The 18,000-nt window shown below is 58.7% G+C and carries 14 protein-coding genes; 7 read left to right on the forward strand and 7 right to left on the reverse strand.

Translation table 11 applies throughout. The features are described from left to right. Positions 1 to 4: 4 nt before the first annotated feature. The 3 genes from E1180_RS17150 to E1180_RS17160 form a co-directional block, all read right to left on the reverse strand. Positions 5 to 400, reverse strand: a complete 396-nt coding sequence (locus E1180_RS17150; protein ID WP_155192923.1) for a VOC family protein — start codon at positions 398 to 400, stop codon at positions 5 to 7. Positions 401 to 470: 70 nt separating this feature from the next. Next, the gene (locus tag E1180_RS17155) at positions 471 to 914 is read right to left on the reverse strand and encodes a DUF4440 domain-containing protein (protein WP_155192925.1); all 444 of its coding nucleotides are present in this window, start codon (positions 912 to 914) and stop codon (positions 471 to 473) included. A gap of 46 nt (positions 915 to 960) precedes the next feature. Further along, entirely contained in the window at positions 961 to 1,983 is a 1,023-nt protein-coding gene (locus E1180_RS17160) for a ligase-associated DNA damage response exonuclease (protein ID WP_155192926.1), read from the reverse strand. Positions 1,984 to 2,066: 83 nt separating this feature from the next. Here E1180_RS17160 and E1180_RS17165 point away from each other — a divergent pair, with 83 nt between their 5' ends. After that, on the forward strand, positions 2,067 to 4,574 hold the full coding sequence (locus E1180_RS17165) for a ligase-associated DNA damage response DEXH box helicase (RefSeq protein WP_155192928.1): 2,508 nt from the start codon (positions 2,067 to 2,069) through the stop codon (positions 4,572 to 4,574). Continuing rightward, positions 4,571 to 5,308, forward strand: coding sequence for a ligase-associated DNA damage response endonuclease PdeM (gene pdeM, locus E1180_RS17170; protein ID WP_155192930.1), 738 nt, complete (start codon positions 4,571 to 4,573; stop codon positions 5,306 to 5,308). Before E1180_RS17165 ends, pdeM begins: the two co-directional genes overlap by 4 nt. Before the next feature lie 51 nt (positions 5,309 to 5,359). Here the strand turns inward: pdeM and E1180_RS17175 are convergent, their stop codons facing one another. Then, on the reverse strand, positions 5,360 to 6,451 hold the full coding sequence (locus tag E1180_RS17175; protein WP_155192931.1) for an AI-2E family transporter: 1,092 nt from the start codon (positions 6,449 to 6,451) through the stop codon (positions 5,360 to 5,362). A 57-nt stretch (positions 6,452 to 6,508) separates the two neighbouring features. Between E1180_RS17175 and E1180_RS17180 the strand changes: the two genes are divergently transcribed. Beyond that, positions 6,509 to 7,114 carry a histidine phosphatase family protein gene (locus tag E1180_RS17180; protein ID WP_155192933.1) on the forward strand — a complete coding sequence of 202 codons (606 nt, stop codon included), beginning with the start codon at positions 6,509 to 6,511 and terminating at the stop codon, positions 7,112 to 7,114. 20 nt (positions 7,115 to 7,134) lie between these two features. Here the strand turns inward: E1180_RS17180 and E1180_RS17185 are convergent, their stop codons facing one another. The 3 genes from E1180_RS17185 to E1180_RS17195 form a co-directional block, all read right to left on the reverse strand. After that, entirely contained in the window at positions 7,135 to 7,929 is a 795-nt protein-coding gene (locus E1180_RS17185) for a TIGR02186 family protein (RefSeq protein ID WP_208997204.1), read from the reverse strand. Further along, positions 7,926 to 8,855 (reverse strand): sulfite exporter TauE/SafE family protein, encoded by a 930-nt coding sequence (locus E1180_RS17190; protein ID WP_283404537.1) that lies wholly within the window; start codon positions 8,853 to 8,855, stop codon positions 7,926 to 7,928. The genes E1180_RS17185 and E1180_RS17190 overlap by 4 nt, the downstream gene beginning before the upstream one ends. A gap of 120 nt (positions 8,856 to 8,975) precedes the next feature. After that, entirely contained in the window at positions 8,976 to 13,004 is a 4,029-nt protein-coding gene (locus E1180_RS17195) for a peptidoglycan-binding protein (protein WP_155192935.1), read from the reverse strand. Positions 13,005 to 13,431: 427 nt separating this feature from the next. Here E1180_RS17195 and E1180_RS17200 point away from each other — a divergent pair, with 427 nt between their 5' ends. The 4 genes from E1180_RS17200 (at position 13,432) to E1180_RS17215 (ending at position 17,981) form a co-directional block, all read left to right on the forward strand. Further along, positions 13,432 to 13,896, forward strand: coding sequence for a MerR family transcriptional regulator (locus tag E1180_RS17200; protein ID WP_155192937.1), 465 nt, complete (start codon positions 13,432 to 13,434; stop codon positions 13,894 to 13,896). A gap of 307 nt (positions 13,897 to 14,203) precedes the next feature. Beyond that, positions 14,204 to 16,000 (forward strand): acyl-CoA dehydrogenase C-terminal domain-containing protein, encoded by a 1,797-nt coding sequence (locus tag E1180_RS17205; RefSeq protein ID WP_155192939.1) that lies wholly within the window; start codon positions 14,204 to 14,206, stop codon positions 15,998 to 16,000. Between the two features lie 106 nt (positions 16,001 to 16,106). Beyond that, positions 16,107 to 16,745 carry a glutathione S-transferase family protein gene (locus E1180_RS17210; RefSeq protein ID WP_155192941.1) on the forward strand — a complete coding sequence of 213 codons (639 nt, stop codon included), beginning with the start codon at positions 16,107 to 16,109 and terminating at the stop codon, positions 16,743 to 16,745. Between the two features lie 27 nt (positions 16,746 to 16,772). Next, a complete protein-coding gene (locus tag E1180_RS17215) occupies positions 16,773 to 17,981 on the forward strand; it encodes an acetyl-CoA C-acetyltransferase (RefSeq protein ID WP_155192943.1) in 1,209 nt (402 codons plus the stop codon). Positions 17,982 to 18,000 lie beyond the last annotated feature (19 nt).

Here is an 18,000-nt window from a genome sequence, read left to right on the forward strand (position 1 = left end):
GCGGCTACTGGAAACGGCCGGAGCGTTGCAGGACCTCGATCTTGTAGCCGTCCGGATCCTGCAGGAAGAAAAACCGGGCGAACGGTTTTCCCTCGAACTCGAAATCCTTCACGGCCCCAACCTCGATGCCAAGCGCGCCCAAGCGCTGATGCTCCGCCTCAATGTCCTCCACTGAGAAGGCCAAATGGCCGTAGGCATCACCATGCTCATAGGGCTCCGTGCGCGATGCATTGGTCGTGAGCTCCAGTTCAAAACCGGTTTCCTCGTTGGAAAGATAAATCAGCGTAAATCCGTCAAACGGGTAGCGGCCGGCGACTTTCAGCCCGAACGCGTTTTCATAAAACGCAACGGACCGGCTCTCATCGGAGACCCGGATCATCGAATGGATCATCTTCGCCATGATTGGCTCCATCTTCTTGTTTGCAATGCTTGTAAGGACTGATGCTCAATGAAAAACAGACAGACAAAACCTACTCATTGACCACCCCGGAAATGACCCAGTCCGGGCCGTCCTGGATGAGCTGGTAGTGACAGGTAAACTCAAGAATTGCCTCGCCGTCCGGCGATTCCTGCGTCCAGTCGAGGGTGACCAAAGCCGCAGATCCGCTGACATGGCTGGACACCACGCGGAACTCCGAATAGGTCACCCCTTCCTTTTCAAGCGCCTTTAGCAACGCTTCGATGTTCTCGATGAGTTCTTCGTCATCATTGAAGACATGACCCTTGTCATGCTGCCAGATGATGACCGGCAATGCGAAGCAATCGCAGATCCGGTCGATGTCAAAATCGTTGAAGCCCGTCTGGTAGTCATCAAAGAGCTGAGCAATCGCCTCTTCCGCATCCTGACCTTCAGGTCCCCCGGAGCCATTGGCCGATCCGTTGCCGCTTCTTTCGTTGTCTTGATTTTCAGCCATGACCGCCTCCTAGCGTTTCCGGAAAGACCCGTGTTGAGCATCCTTGTCAGGACGCTGCCGCCGCCACCAGGTCTTCATCTTCACCGTCATCATAGCCTATCATATTGAGAGGACGAGCCTTTCGTCCGTTCAATTCACACCAATGCACAAGAGCTTCTTCCGCCCCGTGCGTCACCCAGATGTGTTCAGCGCCTGTTTCCTCAATCGTCCGGCACAGGTCGGTCCAATCCGCGTGGTCAGACAGGATAAGCGGCAATTCCGCGCCGCGCTGGCGCGCCCGTGCCCTGACCCGCATCCAGCCGGACGCCATCGCAGTTACCGGATCTCCGAACCGGCGCGCCCACCGGTCGGACAACTGGCCGGGCGGGCACATCACGATCTCCCCGGCGAGCTCCTTACCCCGGCGGCCGACGGTCTCAAGCGGGCCAAGATCAACCCCTTGCGTTTTGTAATAATCGCAAAGCTTCACCAGAGCGCCGTGGAGATAGATGGTCTTGTCATAGCCCGCCGCCCGAAGCTCCGCGATCACCCGCTGCGCCTTTCCGAGCGCATACGCCCCGATCAGATGCGTTTGACTGGAAAAAAGTTCCAGAGACTTCAGCAGCTTACGCATTTCCTGTGATGCCGGGGGATGGCGGAAGACCGGCAGTCCAAACGTGGCCTCGGTGACAAAGGTATCGCAAGTCACCAGCTCAAACGGTGCGCAGGTCGGGTCCGCATGCCGCTTATAGTCCCCGGACACAACGGTGCGCTTGGCCGGTGTTGCCAGCAGGGCTTGGGCGGAGCCGAGAACATGCCCGGCCGGATGCAGGGACACATCCACGCTGCCAACCCTCAGGGTTTCACCATAAGAAAGTGGCTGCGCCTGCCCGCAAAAATTCGTGCCATACCGGATCGCCATGATGTCGAGCGTTTGCGGTGTGGCCAGAACCGCCCCGTGTCCGGCCCGTGCATGATCGGCGTGCCCATGGGTGATGATTGCCCTTTCGACCGGCCGCACCGGATCAATGTGGGCTTGCGCCTTTGGGCAGAACAGCCCTTCGGGAGTGAGGGTCAGGACATCGGACATATCCCGGAACTATAGGCTGCCTGATGCCAAAGACCAGCCTTTGGCTCTCGCCATCTTGCCCTTCCCATCCTAAAACAGAGGCCATGGACGCAGCGCTTCTTCCCAATCGTTTCCAGAGCTGGTTTGCACATCGCGGCTGGAGCCCCCGGCCGCATCAGTTGCAATTGATCGATCATCTCAGCGCGGGTCATTCGACCCTTCTGATTGCACCGACCGGAGCCGGGAAAACACTTGCGGGGTTCTTGCCCAGTCTTCTGGAGCTGGAAGCGCGCGGCAAGCGCAAGGCTGGAGCAGCGGGAAGCCAAGGGGTCCACACCCTTTACATTTCACCACTCAAGGCGCTTGCGGTCGACATTGCCCGTAATCTGGAAGCGCCCGTTTCAGAAATGGATCTGCCCATCCGTCTTGAAACCCGGACGGGCGATACGCCCTCTCATAAACGCCAGCGCCAGAAGACGAACCCGCCGGACATCCTGCTGACCACGCCGGAACAGATTGCGCTGCTCTTGTCGGACCCGGCCTCGGAGAGGCTGTTTGCCTCCTTGAAGACCGTGGTCCTCGATGAACTGCATGCGCTTGTGACCTCAAAGCGCGGGGACCTTATGGCGCTCGGTCTGGCGCGCTTGCGCAAACACGCGCCCGGCCTGCGCACCATTGGTCTGTCCGCAACTGTCGCCGAACCGTTGGATTTGCGTGCCTATCTGGTGGATCAGCCGGACCCTGGGACGCGCGCCCTTGCCCACGTTGTGGAAGTGTCCGGAGGTGCCAAACCGGATGTCTCGATCCTGAATTCAGAAGAACGCCTGCCCTGGTCCGGGCACTCCTCCCGCTATGCGATGGGCGACATCTACGAGCTGATCAAGGGCCATAACGTTTCGCTGTTGTTTGTGAACACACGGAGCCAGGCGGAAGCCGTGTTTCAGGAACTCTGGCGCATCAATGCCGACACGCTCCCGATTGCCCTTCATCACGGCTCGCTTGATGTGGGCCAGCGCCGCAAGGTTGAGGCGGCGATGGCCGCCGGTATGTTGCGGGCCGTTGTTGCAACATCATCTCTCGATATGGGGATCGACTGGGGCGACATTGACCTTGTCGTGAACATCGGAGCTCCGAAGGGGGCGAGCCGGCTGGCCCAGCGGATCGGCCGGGCCAATCACCGGATGGACGAGCCTTCAAAGGCCATCCTCATTCCGGCAAACCGCTTTGAGGTTCTTGAGTGCCAGGCGGCCTTGGCGGCGTCCAGACGGGGAGACCAGGATACACCGCCGCTGAGAAAAGGCGCCCTGGATGTTCTCGCACAGCATGTCCTTGGCATGGCATGTGCGGATCCGATTGATCCCGTTGCCCTTTTCGACGAAATCCGCTCCGCCGAGACCTACCGGGCACTGACCTGGGAGACCTTCGAGAAAGTCCTGAGTTTTGTCGCCACCGGCGGTTACGCCCTCAAGAGCTATGAGCAATACGCCAAGCTGAAGAAGGGTAAAGACGGACTGTGGCGGATCGCCCACCCGAAAATCGCCCAGCAATACCGGTTGAATGTCGGCACCATCGTCGAGGCCCCGATGCTGAAGGTGCGCCTTGTCAGATCGAAAGCCGATGGGCGGCGCGCGCCGATCGGCCGGGGCGGCCGGATGCTCGGCGAGATCGAGGAATATTTCGTGGAGCAAATGACACCGGGCGACACCTTCATCTTCGGCGGCGAAGTGCTCCGCCTGGAAGGGATCCGGGAAAACGAAGCCTTTGTCTCGCGCGCCAAGACCGACAATCCGATGATCCCGTCCTATATGGGCGGCAAGTTTCCGCTCTCCACCTATCTGGCCGAGAGTGTCCGCAGCATGCTGGCCACCCCCGGCAGCTGGCACGCGCTCCCGCCTCAGGTTCGCGAATGGCTGGAAATCCAGCAGGAAAAATCGGTCCTGCCGTCGAAAGACGGCTTGCTCGTGGAGACATTTCCGCGCGGCCACAAGAACTACATGGTCTGTTACCCTTTTGAGGGGCGTCTTGCCCATCAGACCCTCGGCATGCTGCTCACCAAAAGGCTGGAGCGTCTGGGCGCCCGGCCGATGGGGTTCGTGGCGAATGACTATGCGTTGTCGATCTGGGGTCTGGGCGATCTGTCATTGCTGTTTTCGTCCGGCAAAATCCCACTCGATACGCTGTTTGAGCAGGATATCCTCGGCGATGATCTGGATGCCTGGCTCGCCGAATCCAGCCTCATGAAACGTACGTTTCGTAATTGTGCCGTGATTGCCGGTCTGATCGAACGCCGCCACCCGGGGCAGGAGAAAACGGGCCGTCAGGTCACTGTCTCAACCGATCTGATCTACGATGTGCTGCGCAGCCATGAACCAGACCACATACTACTCCAGGCCACGTGGAACGACGCCGCGGAAGGACTTTTGGATATCTCGCGTCTCGGCGAACTTCTCAGCCGGATCCAGGGACGAATCACGCATACTGGTCTTCCGCGCGTCTCTCCCCTCGCCGTGCCAATTCTTCTAGAAATCGGCAAGGAACCGGTCTATGGCGAGGCCATGGATGCCCTTTTGGAGGATGCGGCGGAGGAGCTGGTTCTGGAGGCAATGGAATGAGTGCACTCACGTCACACCTGCGCAAATACGCTTCCGCGCCTGTGTGTCATGACATTCAAATTAATGGCCAGCTGGTCGGCCTTCACGACAGCGGTGTGCTGTGGTGGCCGGAAGAATCCACTCTGGTTGTTGCCGACCTGCATCTGGAAAAAGGCTCCAGCTATGCGCGGCGCGGCGTCATGCTGCCGCCCTATGACACCGGGGCAACCCTGGAGAAACTCGCCGGTGTGATGGATGCTTTCGATCCGGCGCGCGTCATTTGCCTTGGCGACAGTTTTCACGATGCGGGCGGCTCGGACCGCCTTCCAGCCCATTATCGCGCGATGCTGACAACCCTTCAGCTCGGCCGTGAGTGGATCTGGGTTACCGGCAACCATGATCCTGTGGCGCCCGTGCGGCTTTGCGGGGAAACGGTCGATCAAGTCGAGCTTGGCCCGCTCAAATTCCGCCATGAGCCGGTTGAAAAGATCGGATCAGAGGCCGCGGAAGGCGAAATCTGCGGCCACTTGCATCCGGCCGCGCGCGTGCGCCGGTTTGGCCGCTCCATCCGACGTCCGTGCTTTACAACCGACGGCACCCGGATGGTGCTCCCGGCATTCGGTGCGCTGACCGGTGGCCTCAACGTGACCGACGAAGCCTTTGGAATGATCTTCCGGCGGCGTCAATTCTCTGTCTTCATGCTCGGCAACGACCGCCTGTTCCCCTTCACGGCCTCCCGGCTGGTGGCTGATTAGATCGGCGTTGGTCGAGCATCTTTGGGCGTTTCTAAAAATACGTCAGACGTTCTACGCCGCCTCCCCTGCCTTCACCCAGGCGATCACAAGTTCATAGAAAACCGCCAGGATCACCGGCCCGAGAAAAAGGCCAAGCAGTCCATGTGCGAGCGTCCCGCCAAGAACACCAATCAGGATGACCAGCATGGGCACGTCCAGGCCACGTGACATCAGGATCGGACGGAGGACATTGTCTACCAGCATCACAGGCACCATCAGCACCGTGAAACTGAGGGCCGGCACAAACTCCCAGGAACTCCAAGCCCACAAAATGGTCGGCAGGATCACCAGCGCCGGTCCGATTTGAACAATGCACAGGAACAAGGCTGCAAATGTCAGAACTCCGGCAAACGGGACGGCGAACACCAGCAACAATATACCGGTCAGGAGCCCCTGGATCACAGCAACGCCAATCACGCCCCGCGACACGTTCCGGATTGTTGCCCCGGCAAGGTCCACGAATTCAGCGCCGCGCGGCGCAATGATCCGGTCGGCAAATCGTTTAGCACCCTTCGCCAAAGACGGTCCGGGAACAAACAGGCAGCCGGCAATTAAGATCGAGACCACGAAGAACAGCACACTTCCGGTGAGCCCGGCCAGGACGCCAAGGATCCGCCCTCCTGCGGGCACAAGCATTGGCCCGACTTTTTCAAAGAAAGTTTCAAGACTGCTTCCGGCCAGTTGCCAGCCTTCCGCAATCCTGTCGCCAATCACTGGCAGCGTTCCAATGCGTTCCGGCAGCGGTGGCATCTGATAGGCACCTGCGGACAGCACCTCATACCAGTCGCCCAAAGTGGCAACGAGGCTGGCGACCAGAACCGCAACCGGCCCCACCACAATACAGAGACAAAGGAGCGTAACAAGAACGGCGGATAAAACTTTGCGATCGCCAAGTCTTGCCGCAAGCCAGCTATAGCCAGGGTAAAGCGCGGCTGTCAGAACAACCGCCCACAACAGGAAAAGAAAAAAAGGTGCAATCAGCTGAAGCGAGAAATAGGCAAACAGCGCGAGAACGCCTAGCCTGATCGCGAGATCGATCACTGTTGCATCGAGCGTTTCCGGTTTTTGAACCAGGTCCGGATTATGAGAAGACTGATCGGTCATGCTGCCCCCGCCGTACATGATTGGAGTTTCCGTTTCGGCAGATTAACGGCAGGACCCATGAGTTACAGAAGAATCTGGTTACGCACCCGGAGCGCAGGGTTCAAAAGAGCCATTGCCTCGGCACTGTTTGCACTCGCAGCTGCATTTTTAGGTTCTCACGATATTGCAAGAGCCGATGAGGCAGCCTGGGAACATTTGAAAAATGGCGGCATCGTCCTTTTCCGGCATACTTTGGCTCCGGGCACAGGTGATCCGGACAACTTCACGCTTGGCGACTGTAGCACACAGCGGAACCTGAATGAAACGGGCAGACAGGACGCCAGGAAGATCGGACAGGCTTTCCGGGATCGCGGCATAGCCGTCGGCGATGTCTTGACGTCCCAGTGGTGCCGCTGTGTTGATACGGCCGAACTCGCCTTTCCAGGTCAGGTAACCGAACAGCCGGCCTTTAATTCGTTCTTTCAGAACCGGGCGAAAGGGCCGGAACAAACCGACGCCGCCCGGGACCTTCTGTCAAACTGGTCCGGTGAAGGCGCTCTGGTCGTCGTCACGCACCAGGTCAATATCACGGCCTTGACGAACATCTTTCCAACATCCGGCGAAGGCATCGTTATCAATATACACGATGGCGAAATCGGCGTGGTTGGCCGCATTCAGTTGTGATCGCGGGAACTGGTCACAAATCAGTCTTTACGGAAAATCACGCCGGCGAGCCACCCGGTGAAGATCGCAAGCGCAACAGCCATAATTCCATAAAGCAGCGAGTAGTCCTGCGCGAGATTGAAGGTAAACTGCTCAAAACCGGTTTTTGCGACCCGCAGGCTTTGTTGCGTTTTGGAAATGACCTCACCCTGGTTAAACAAATAGCTGCGCACCTTGTACTGCCCGACCGGAATATTGGCGGGCAAAGGGATGTTCGTGCGGAACATTGTTTCCGTCAAAAATTCAATCGATGTCTCCCGTTCCGAGTAAAGCCCCATTTCCTGGCGCAACCGGATAAAGGCCCGGCGGAAATCGTCCCGGTCCGACAGGGCGACATTGGAAGACCCGGTGATAGCAAGGTTGATGTGGTTCAGTCCGATACCGAGATCGTCGAGTATGGACCGGTGGGCCATGTCCCCAATATCATCGGTGCTGGCAACAGCGTAAAAGGAAGGGACCCGCCGGAAGGTCTCCGCCTCACGGTTGACCCAAACCCCAAAGAATCGGCCTTTGCGGCGTGTTGTAATGTCTTGGGAGGGTCCCTCCACGATGATTGCCAGCTCATAGCCGCCAGGCGCATTCGGCTGGTGCTCGATATGCTCGGCCTGACCGAAAATGACAATCTCGGTTCCAGTGAAATTGGATTGGATCGAGATCCGGTCTGACGACACCGCTGTCACGAGATGACCTGTCTGCGAACGGTCCTCTTCTTGCGCCAAGGACAAGCCGAACGGTGCACAGAACCAGAGGATCACGGAAAGGACAAACCGCATCATGAGCCGGCTCCTTTCCGAATTGCGATCGAATAAAGATCATCCGGAATAAGAAGCAGATCGACCGCGAACCGCAGACCGACACCCAGAACCAGCAACGCCAGCAGCAAGCGCAGCTGGTCGCCTCTGAGGTTTTGCCCCATGCGCGCACCGAATTGGGCCCCAATCACACCGCCCACCATCAGGGTCATGGCAAGAACGATATCGACCGTCTTGGTTCCCATTGCATGAAAAATTGTTGCCGCCGCCATTGTGAACAGGATCTGGAACAGCGACGTTCCGATAACGATGCTTGTTGGAACCCGCAACAGATAAATCAGCGCAGGCACCATCATGAAGCCGCCACCGATGCCAAGAACAGTGCCGAGAAAACCAATGATTGCCCCAAGCGTGATCACCGGAATCACGCTGACATAGAGCTTGGACCGCCGGAAGCGGACCTTGAGCGGCAGCCCATGGATCCAGTTGTGCTGCCCCGGTTTGCGCGCGCGCGGCGGGGCGCCGGCCTTGCGTCTGCGGATCGCGCGAACCGATTCCACCAGCATCAAACCGCCGATTGCGCCAAGGAAAGTGACGTAAGACAGCGAGATGACCAGATCCAGCTGGCCGACCTCCTGAAGGACGTCAAACAGAATAACCCCGAGGAATGAGCCGAAAATACCACCTGCGAGAAGGATTGAAGCGAGCTTGAGGTCAATCGCCTTCCGGCGCCAGTAAGTGATCACCGCCGAGGCTGACGATGCGACGACCTGCGTCGTCACGGTGGCGACCGAAACCGCCGGCGGAATGCCTGAAAAGATAAGCAGCGGCGTGAGAAGGAAGCCGCCGCCAATGCCAAACAAGCCCGACAAAAACCCCACAGCGCCGCCCATGCCAAAAATCACGAAGATATTGACCGGAATCTCGGCTATGGGCAGATATAATTGCACTTGATCACGCCGGAACTGCAGATAACACTGCGGGAACTTACAATTAAGTGGTTAAAAACCGGTGGCGCCCGGTGTGTCAACCGGACGCCTTGACGTTTCATCGGATCGCTGCAAAATTGATTAGATTGCCTGACTGTTCAGTTCTTCGATAAGCCGTCGGTCAACGGTTCCGGTTTCCGGAAGGCCCAGGCTGCGCTGGAATGCCCGGATTGCGCTGCGGGTGCGCGGTCCCATCTGACCATCCGGTGAGCCTGTGTCGAAACCCAGATAGTTGAGCTTTTCCTGAGCCTGGCGGATCATGTCGGTTGTTTCGGCTGACGGAGCCGAAGCCTGACTTGCAGCTGGTGTTGCCGGCGTCTCCGCCCAATCCGGCTGGGTTGTCACCTTGTTGGCAGCCGGGATCGGTGTTTTCAGAGCAAAGTTCTCAACCGCCAGCCGTGCACTCGCCAGAGTTTCCTCGTCCATCATGTTGGCAACATCGTCACGGCGTTTTGCCGCTTCCGGATCGCCCTGATCGGCGGCAATTGCGAACCACTTGTAGCTGGCGACCAAATCCTTGTCGACGCCGATGCCGCCCGCATAAAGAATGCCAAGGTTGAACAGGCTGTCCTTTACGCCGTAATTGGCGGCTTCCTCGAACCATTTGGCCGCAGCGGCATAATCCGGCTGGCCACCGCCGCCTTCTGCATGAATGACCGCAAGATTGTGCATGGCTTTGGCGTTCCCAGCTTCAGCAGCCTGTGTGTACCAGGCCTTTGCCTTCGGCACGTCCTTTTCAACGCCCCGCCCTTTTTCATAAAGGCTCGCCAACCGGTACTGAGCCGGCGCCAGTCCCTTGCCGGCCGCTTTCTGGTACCACACGGCCGCTTTTGACAAGTCTGCAGGAACGCCGTCGCCTTCGGTGTATTTGACGCCAACCATGAACTCAGCTGCCGGGTCACCGGATGCCGCCGCGCTCCGAAGGGCCATTGTCCCGATTTCTTCTGGCGGCAGGCTGGCAATCAGATTGGCGGGAGATACAGGGGCGCCTTCACCGGACGCGGTAAAGCCATTTGCCGGCGCAACCGGATCATTCGTAAAGCCATTGTCCACGCCCACAGGCGGTGCAAAGGCCACGGCATCTTCATCAGGCTGATTGGCCGAGGCCGTTTCCGGGTTCGCCGCGACCGCAGCACCCGCCTCTTCCGAGCCTGCAGGAGGGGCAGACCCGGCAGCGTCAGCCATTTCCGGATCCTGCCCAACCGGTGTTTCCGGCGAAAGCTGGTCATCTGCCGCGGAGACTGCCGGTGTGTCGGACAGGGCCGCTACCGCTGCAGGCTCTTCCGTGGTGACAGTGCCTTCCGGCGCGGAGGCAACCGGCTGTCCAGGCTCGCCGCCATCGGTTGCAAATCGATAGACCGTCAACGTGCCGAGCAGCAAAACGACTGCGGCAGCGGCATACATGATTGCTCTGCGGCGGCCGCCGGACCCGGCTTGGTCAGCGTCCGGCGCCGGTCTGTCGCCTGGCAGAACCGCGGCCTCATCCTCGGGATAGCGGGTGGCGCTGTCTTCCATCCCGCTCAGATCGAGCGCTTCTTCCGTTTCCGGTTCGGGCTGGGCGCTGTCAGGGGCTTCGGATTTATCGCGCTTCAAGACGTTGCGCAACCATCCAATGCGCGCCTTCCCGCGCTCTTCATTGGCGTCGTCTCCGGCCGGATCCGGCTTGCGGGACTTTTCCAAATGGGCCGCTTCCGCGGACGCTGCCTGAGCCGCACGCCGTGCGGCAGCAATAAAGTCGGCCTTCCGGTCACGGGCACGGTCTTGCGGGTCGGCCGGGGCAGCAGATGGCGCCGCCTCGGCAGCTGCTTCCTGTTCGGCAGGTTTGTCCTGCGCCGCTGGCTTCGGTGAATTCGAAAACAGCGGTGCCGGCTCCTGTACCTTGATCGGCGAGAAGGCGGACGCAGCTACCGGCTGAGCACGGCTTTCCGCCTCGGGCGGGCGTATGTCGGCTTTTTCAAGGTGATCAAGCCGCTGATTGATCGAGCCAAGAACGTTTTTCACGCTGTCAAACGTGTTGCGTGTGCGTTCATCACTGCCTTCGGCGGCGTCCAGAAGGCGCTTCAGGTCGCCCTGCAACGAGGAAATCGCGTCATCATATTGCGTGTTTTTCTGAGCAGGCGCCTTTGAGACCGCTTCAACCGCCGCCTTTTTCGCAATATCGGCAACGTCGTTGCGGGTCCGCTGCATTCCGGTTTCAATGCGCTCCAGGATCGGCGCGAACTGGTCGAAGCTCAAGGCCTTGGAAGACGTGCTTTGGATCTGGTCTGCCAGGGCCGCCACTTTTTGGCTCAGTTGGTCGAGCCGTCCGTCATCTGCATCATCGCCGCCTTTTGAGACGATCTGCGCCAGATCCGAAATCCGCTTTTCGAGCGCATCAGTGGAAGCAGGTTCGACGGACGCCCGCATTTGGCCGATTTCCGCACGCAATTTGTCCAGATCAGCGGTGGTGACACCGTCTTTCGGGCCATCGAGACGTGTTGTCAGATCATTAAGCCGTTCTTGCAATTGGCTCATGAACTGTGTGTCGGGACCGTTTCCGGCGCGCATGTTGGCCGCGTCAAGCACGGGAACCGGGCGGGCGCTGCGCTTTTCGATTGCGTCGATCTTGCCGGAAATCGTCTCAAGCCGTTTTTCCAGCGCCTCAAAGGCCTTGGAATCCCCGGCCGGCAACGGCTCTGCCTGTTCCATGCGCTCAAGGCGGTCGGCAATTTCGTTCAAACGGCGGTCAACTTGGCCAAGATGCTGGCTGTCGGCAGGTGATGCCCGGTCATCGGCCATCATGCCGACAATGTCCTCAAGGCGCCCCTGCAGCCTGCTGATGGTCTCCGGCTCCGGCATGCGTTCTTCCATTGCCGAAAGACGCGAATCCAGCCCGCGTTGCTCGCGCGCCAGAACCTCAAGATCATCGAGACGGCTTGAAACAAATTTCATGCGGTCGTCGATGCCTTCCACAAGGCCCTTGATGTCGATCTGCTCGACAAAGCTGCGCACGTCCTTCAGTTCGGCCCTCAGGGGCTCGATGTCTGCATGGTTCTTGTGCTGCAGAAGCTCTTCCATGCGCTCGGCAATGCTGATCACCCGGTCTTCCAGCACCACCATGTGCTCCGACCGGGGCAAGGCCGCGAACGCATCTTCGATTTCATTCAACCGCATGGTGACGCCGCGCAGCACCCGCGGATCGACCGAGGCGCGGGACAACTCGTCCAGGCGTTGAAGAATGTGAGCGTATCCATGCTCGAGGGTCTGCAAGGCCCCTTCCACATTGGTCCGGCCCACCATGGATTTCAGCTCGGTAACTTCCTTGCGGATTTCTTTTGCCAGCTGGTCGTTCTTTTTGTCCGACCGCAGCCGCTCAACCATATCGGCAAGGCGGCGCAATTCCGCGTTCTGACGGCCGACCGTGTCACTTGTTCCTTTGGCCAAGCCGCCAAGCGCATCCCGCAGCGATCCGAGCTCGGTGCGGACATGGGCAAGAGCCTGCTCCTGCGGCCCCCGCAATGCATCGATCCGGCGGCCCAGATCGCGATACATATGCATGGACGCATCCCGCTGCGGACCATTGCCGCGCCTTACATCCTTACCGGAACGGGCATGGGCGTAATGATCATCATCACGATCATCATAATAGTCGTCGTACTCATCTTCGTAAGAGTCTTCGGGCGGCAGATTGTCTATGGCATAGGTGCCCGCACGGCTGCCGCGCCGCTCCTCCGGATACTCATCTTCATAGTAGGCCGGTTCCGCGAGACCACGGACCTGTTCGTCCAGCCGGTCCAGCGCGCCCATCACATCATCAAGTCCACTGCTGCGCGCATCGGGCCGTTGCCGCGACGGCCGCTGCTTGCGGGCTGGCCTTGATTTGGATTGGGCGGAACGATCTCCGCGTTCGGAAAGCAGGCGGTCCAGCTCGTCAGCCACCGCGTTGAGGTCTTCATCGTGGGCTTCATGCGGGACGCCATAGGGATCAGAGGCCCCCAAAGCCGTTGCGGTCCGCGTCAAACGTTCAATGCGGGTGCGTGCCGGTTCCCGGCGCGGAGCATCTTGGTATTCTTGGGTTCCGTAGGCGTCGCGGCTGCGGCGTCCTGCCTCATTTTTTTTCCAAGCCGGCATATCTTGACCCTGGGGCTTTCGGTCTTCCGACCAGTCAATCGAGCGGGCTGTGCACCGGCGACCAGAATGCCGCAACTGTGCTCAGCGTTTAAAGCAACCTTGTCGGGTTAGGGTAAACAGGCCGTTAATTGGGCTTGCTAATTGCGAAAACGGTTGAATTTACCTCGGATAACTTTTCACAAAAGCAGACTTCCGGCCGAATCATTCAATCCGCTATTAACGATTTTTGACAGCACGGCCATCCCCCACTGGACCTTAACGCAAACGTAAGCTAATAAACGGGAAAGAAATCGGACCATTTTCCTGTGCTTGCGTCAGATGTTCAGGCTCACTGCCAAGGATAGAGCTCCTGGCGCAGGGTTGCGGGACGTTCAAATCAGAAACAGACGCCGGTCAACGGCGGAAAAAAAGACGAGACACTACGGCTATGAGTGAAGCGCTATCAATCCTCAACGGGGAAGACCTTGCTGAAGTTGTTTCAGCAGCGGATGACAGCACCAAAAAGACACAGTTTTCCATCGGCGACCTTGCCAAGGAATTCGGCTGCACCCTCCGGACCTTGCGGTTTTACGAAGACAAAGGCCTGATCAATCCGAAGCGGGACGGTCTGAACCGCGTCTACAACCGCCGCGACCGCGCGCGCTTGAAACTGGTGCTGATGGGTAAGCGCGTCGGCTTCTCTCTTTCCGAAATCCGCGACATGCTGGACCTCTACGACCTGCGAGATGGTCAGGTCACACAGTTGCGCGTTGCGTTGTCCAAATTCAACGAGCAGATCGCAGTGCTGGAAGACCAGCGCCAGAACATCGAGCAGGCCATCGAAGAGCTGAGCCGTACGGTTGAAATTGTCTCCGGCATGCTCAAGCACAAAGAAGCTGAGGAAGCACAATAAGCTCTTTGCAGCCATCGATCACCGTTTCGATGAACGCCGCCCGGCTCCACGCCCGGCGGCGTTTTCCGTTTTCAGGGGCGCGGATTCCATTTTCTAAAAGCTTCAAAAACCGGCCTTCAAAACACAGAACCTGAGGCCGCGGCACCGAAAAATGCACGAATAGACCTATTTGGGCCAAATTTTTTGAATAACTTTCCCTTACGACACCACTTGCCGGACATGAACAACACGCGTATATAAGACCTCAAGGTGACGTTTACGGAAACGTCATGCATAAGTCTTTTGTGGCGAATCTGGGAGGATTTCCATGCCGAGCTATTCAGCGCCTGTCGACGACTCTCTCTTTCTGTTGAAAGATGTATTCGGGTACGAAAAGTACTCCAATCTGCCGGGCTTTGCCGATGCCCCCCTCGATCTTGTTGAAGCGATCCTGAAGGAAGGCGCGAAGTTTTCGGAAGAAGTCCTGCAGCCGCTGAACCAGTCCGGTGACCACGAAGGATGTACGCGCCACGAGGACGGCACAGTGACCCCGCCCAAGGGCTTCAAGGAAGCCTATGAGGCATTTTGCGAGAACGGCTGGGGCACTTTGTCTGCCGATCCGGATTATGGCGGACAGGGCCTTCCGCACACGCTAGCGACGATCTTCAACGAGTATGCCTCGTCCGCAAACATGGCATTTTCCATGTATCCGGGCCTCACGGCTGGCGCCATCGCGGCCCTGACAATTCACGGGACGGACGAGCAGAAGCAGAAGTATCTGCCAAAAATGATCGACGGCAGCTGGACCGGGACAATGAATCTCACCGAGCCGCATTGCGGGACGGATTTGGGTCTCATCCGCTCGAAAGCCGTTCCACAGGCGGATGGCTCCTACAAGATTTCCGGCACGAAGATCTTCATCTCCGCCGGCGAACACGACATGTCGGAGAACATCATCCACCTCGTGCTTGCGCGCATTGAAGGGGCTCCGGAAGGCAACAAGGGCATTTCGCTGTTTGTGGTGCCGCGAAACCAGATTGCAGATGACGGGACCTGCGGCGACCGCAACGGCGTGTCCTGCGGCTCCATCGAACACAAGATGGGCATTCACGCCAATGCCACTTGCGTCATGAACTACGATGATGCGACCGGCTGGCTCGTGGGCGAAGAGAACAAGGGCCTGCGCGCCATGTTCGTGATGATGAACGAAGCCCGCCTTGGTGTGGCCGTTCAGGGATTGTCGCAGTCGGAAGTCGCTTATCAGAATGCTGTGACCTATGCCAAGGACCGGATCCAGGGCCGCTCTTTGACCGGACCGAAAAACCCGGACAAGGCCGCCGACCCGATCATCGTGCACCCGGATGTCCGCCGGACCCTGATGAAGATCCGGGCTTTCAACGAGGCCGCCCGGGCTCTGGTCATCTGGACAGCGCTCCACGGGGATGTCTCTCATCGCTCTGAGGACGACAAGACCAAACAGTTTTCCGACGACATGATGGGCTTGATGACGCCGGTGCTCAAAGGTGTTCTCACCGATACCGGTTTTGCAAACGCAGTCGATGCCCAGCAAATGTATGGCGGCCACGGCTATATCGGTGAATGGGGCATGGAGCAGTTCGTGCGCGATGCGCGGATTGCCATGATCTACGAAGGCGCCAACGGCATTCAGGCCCTCGATCTGGTCGGCCGGAAACTGCCTGCAAATGGCGGCCGTGCGGTGATGAGCTTCTTCAACGAGGTCAATTCTTTCCTTAAGGAAGAAAAAGACAACGAAAAGCTTGCGGCCTTCACGGGCCCGCTGAAGAAAGGCGCGGACGATCTTCAGGCCGCTACCATGTGGTTCATGAACAACGCCATGAAGAACCCGGACAATGCCGGTGCCGGATCGGTTGACTACATGCATCTGTTCGGCCTCGTGGCCATGGGCTACATGTGGACCAAGATCGCCAAGACCGCCACGGAGCACATCTCTGCTGGGGCGAATGGCAAGGAACAGTGGCTGTCCGACAAGCTGGCCTTCGGAACATTCTTCATGGAACGGGTCATGCCTGAAACCGGCGCTCACCTTGCACGGATTTCGGCCGGGGCCGACACCGTCATGGGCCTGTCCGCCGACGCGTTTTGATCCGGATTGGCCCGGCGTCCGCCGGGCCGTACTTCACCCGCGCATTTCTTCTACCTAAGGTGTAGGGTCACCTTACCTTCATGAAATGCCAGGGAGAAATTTATCAATGGCTGAGTACGTTCTTCATTGTATGGCCCAATCCGGGCACTCCTACAAAGTCGCTCTCATGCTGAACTTGTGCGGAGCGGATTGGGAAGCCCGGTGGGTCGACTTCTTCAACGGAGAGACCCGCACCGAGGACTTCCGCAAGAACCTCAATGAACTGGGCGAAGTCCCGGTTCTCGATCACAATGGCAAACTCTTCACACAGTCGGCCGTGATCATGGATTACCTCGGCGAAGTCTTTGGGAAATTCAGCTGGGACAATGATGCAGAACGCCGAGAGATCCTGCGCTGGACGGTTTTCGACAACCAGAAGGTTTCCGGGCAGCTCGGCTCCCTGCGGTTCATGCGCAGCCTTGCAAAGACCGGCGAGAACGACGTCACCGCCTTCCTGGATGGCCGGATCCGCAAAGCGCTGGACATTCTGGACAAACATTTCGCCGCTTCCGATTTCGCCATCGGCGCCAAAGCAACGTCGGCCGACTTCTCCTTGTGCAGCTACATGTACTACGAAGGCGAAGCCGGCATCGATCTCACTGAATACCCTAACCTGACAACCTGGCTGGAGCGGATCAAAACGCTGCCAGGCTGGGACCACCCTTATAACCTCATGCCCGGTCATCCATTGCCGGATGCAAAATGAGGTCATCCCGATCTAGAGGAGGATCTGATGCCTGAAGCCTATATTTATGACCACGTGCGGACACCGCGCGGTCGCGGCAAGAAAGACGGTTCCCTGCACGAGGTTCCAGCCGTCCGCCTGGCCGCAACCGCCCTTGAGGCCTTGCGTGACCGCAACGGCCTGGAAACGCAGAAGATCGACGACGTTGTGCTCGGCTGCGTCGATCCCGTTGGCGAGGCCGGCGGCGACATAGCGCGCGCAGCCGTCTTTGCGGCGGGCTACGACACCTCGGTTCCAGGCATGCAGATCAACCGCTTCTGTGCGTCCGGTCTCGACGCCGTCAACATGGCATCGGCTCAAGTGATGTCCGGCCAGCACAAGCTGGTGATTGCCGGCGGTGTTGAAAGCATGAGCCGCGTCGGTCTCGGCGCCTCCGGTGGCGCCTGGCCGATCGAGCCGCAGGTCGCCATCCCCTCTTACTTCATGCCGCAGGGCGTTTCCGCCGATCTGATCGCAACGAAATACGGTTTCACCCGCGATGACTGCGATGCCTATGCCGTTGAAAGCCAGAAACGCGCGGGCAAGTCCTGGGACGAAGGCCGGTTTTCCAAGTCCGTTGTTCCAGTCAAGGACATCAACGGCATCACGATCCTTGCCAAGGACGAGCACATGCGCCCGGAAACGGACATGCAGTCGCTCGCCTCACTGAACGCTTCTTTCGAGATGATGGGCAGCATGGGCGGGTTCGACGCGGTCGGCATCCAGGCCCATCCGGAAATCGAAAACGTCAAGCACGTTCATCATGCCGGCAACTCCTCGGGCATCGTTGATGGCTCGGCAGCAGTTCTGATCGGGTCTTCGACCGCAGGCCGGTCCATCGGCATGAAGCCGCGCGCGCGCATCAAGGCCTTTGCCAACATCGGCTCCGAGCCCGCCCTGATGCTGACCGGTCCGGTCGACGTTACGGAAAAGCTGTTGAAAAACGCCAAGATGGAGATGAAGGACATCGATCTCATCGAGATCAATGAAGCCTTTGCATCGGTCGTGTTGCGCTACCAGCAGGCTTTCGATCTTGACCCGCAAACCGTGAATGTGAACGGCGGCGCCATCGCCCTTGGGCATCCGCTTGGCGCCACCGGTGCCATGATACTCGGCACGGTTCTGGATGAGCTGGAGCGCCGTGATCTGAATACGGCACTGGTCACGCTGTGCATCGGGGCCGGCATGGGCACGGCAACCATCATCGAACGCGTCTGAGGCTGAACGGAGGAGAAAA

The sequence above is a fragment of the Roseibium denhamense genome (genome assembly GCF_009711415.1).
GTDB classification, from domain to species: Bacteria; Pseudomonadota; Alphaproteobacteria; order Rhizobiales; family Stappiaceae; genus Roseibium; species Roseibium denhamense.

What these genes read in the sequence shown, in the direction of transcription:
- E1180_RS17205 (WP_155192939.1), top strand. Translation starts at nt 14,204, where the DNA reads ATGCCGAGCTATTCAGCGCCTGTCGACGACTCTCTCTTTCTGTTGAAA.
- E1180_RS17155 (WP_155192925.1), bottom strand. Translation starts at nt 914, where the DNA reads ATGGCTGAAAATCAAGACAACGAAAGAAGCGGCAACGGATCGGCCAAT.
- E1180_RS17175 (WP_155192931.1), bottom strand. Translation starts at nt 6,451, where the DNA reads ATGACCGATCAGTCTTCTCATAATCCGGACCTGGTTCAAAAACCGGAA.
- E1180_RS17200 (WP_155192937.1), top strand. Translation starts at nt 13,432, where the DNA reads ATGAGTGAAGCGCTATCAATCCTCAACGGGGAAGACCTTGCTGAAGTT.
- E1180_RS17165 (WP_155192928.1), top strand. Translation starts at nt 2,067, where the DNA reads ATGGACGCAGCGCTTCTTCCCAATCGTTTCCAGAGCTGGTTTGCACAT.
- E1180_RS17215 (WP_155192943.1), top strand. Translation starts at nt 16,773, where the DNA reads ATGCCTGAAGCCTATATTTATGACCACGTGCGGACACCGCGCGGTCGC.
- E1180_RS17185 (WP_208997204.1), bottom strand. Translation starts at nt 7,929, where the DNA reads ATGATGCGGTTTGTCCTTTCCGTGATCCTCTGGTTCTGTGCACCGTTC.
- E1180_RS17150 (WP_155192923.1), bottom strand. Translation starts at nt 400, where the DNA reads ATGGCGAAGATGATCCATTCGATGATCCGGGTCTCCGATGAGAGCCGG.
- pdeM (WP_155192930.1), top strand. Translation starts at nt 4,571, where the DNA reads ATGAGTGCACTCACGTCACACCTGCGCAAATACGCTTCCGCGCCTGTG.
- E1180_RS17210 (WP_155192941.1), top strand. Translation starts at nt 16,107, where the DNA reads ATGGCTGAGTACGTTCTTCATTGTATGGCCCAATCCGGGCACTCCTAC.
- E1180_RS17195 (WP_155192935.1), bottom strand. Translation starts at nt 13,004, where the DNA reads ATGCCGGCTTGGAAAAAAAATGAGGCAGGACGCCGCAGCCGCGACGCC.
- E1180_RS17180 (WP_155192933.1), top strand. Translation starts at nt 6,509, where the DNA reads ATGAGTTACAGAAGAATCTGGTTACGCACCCGGAGCGCAGGGTTCAAA.
- E1180_RS17160 (WP_155192926.1), bottom strand. Translation starts at nt 1,983, where the DNA reads ATGTCCGATGTCCTGACCCTCACTCCCGAAGGGCTGTTCTGCCCAAAG.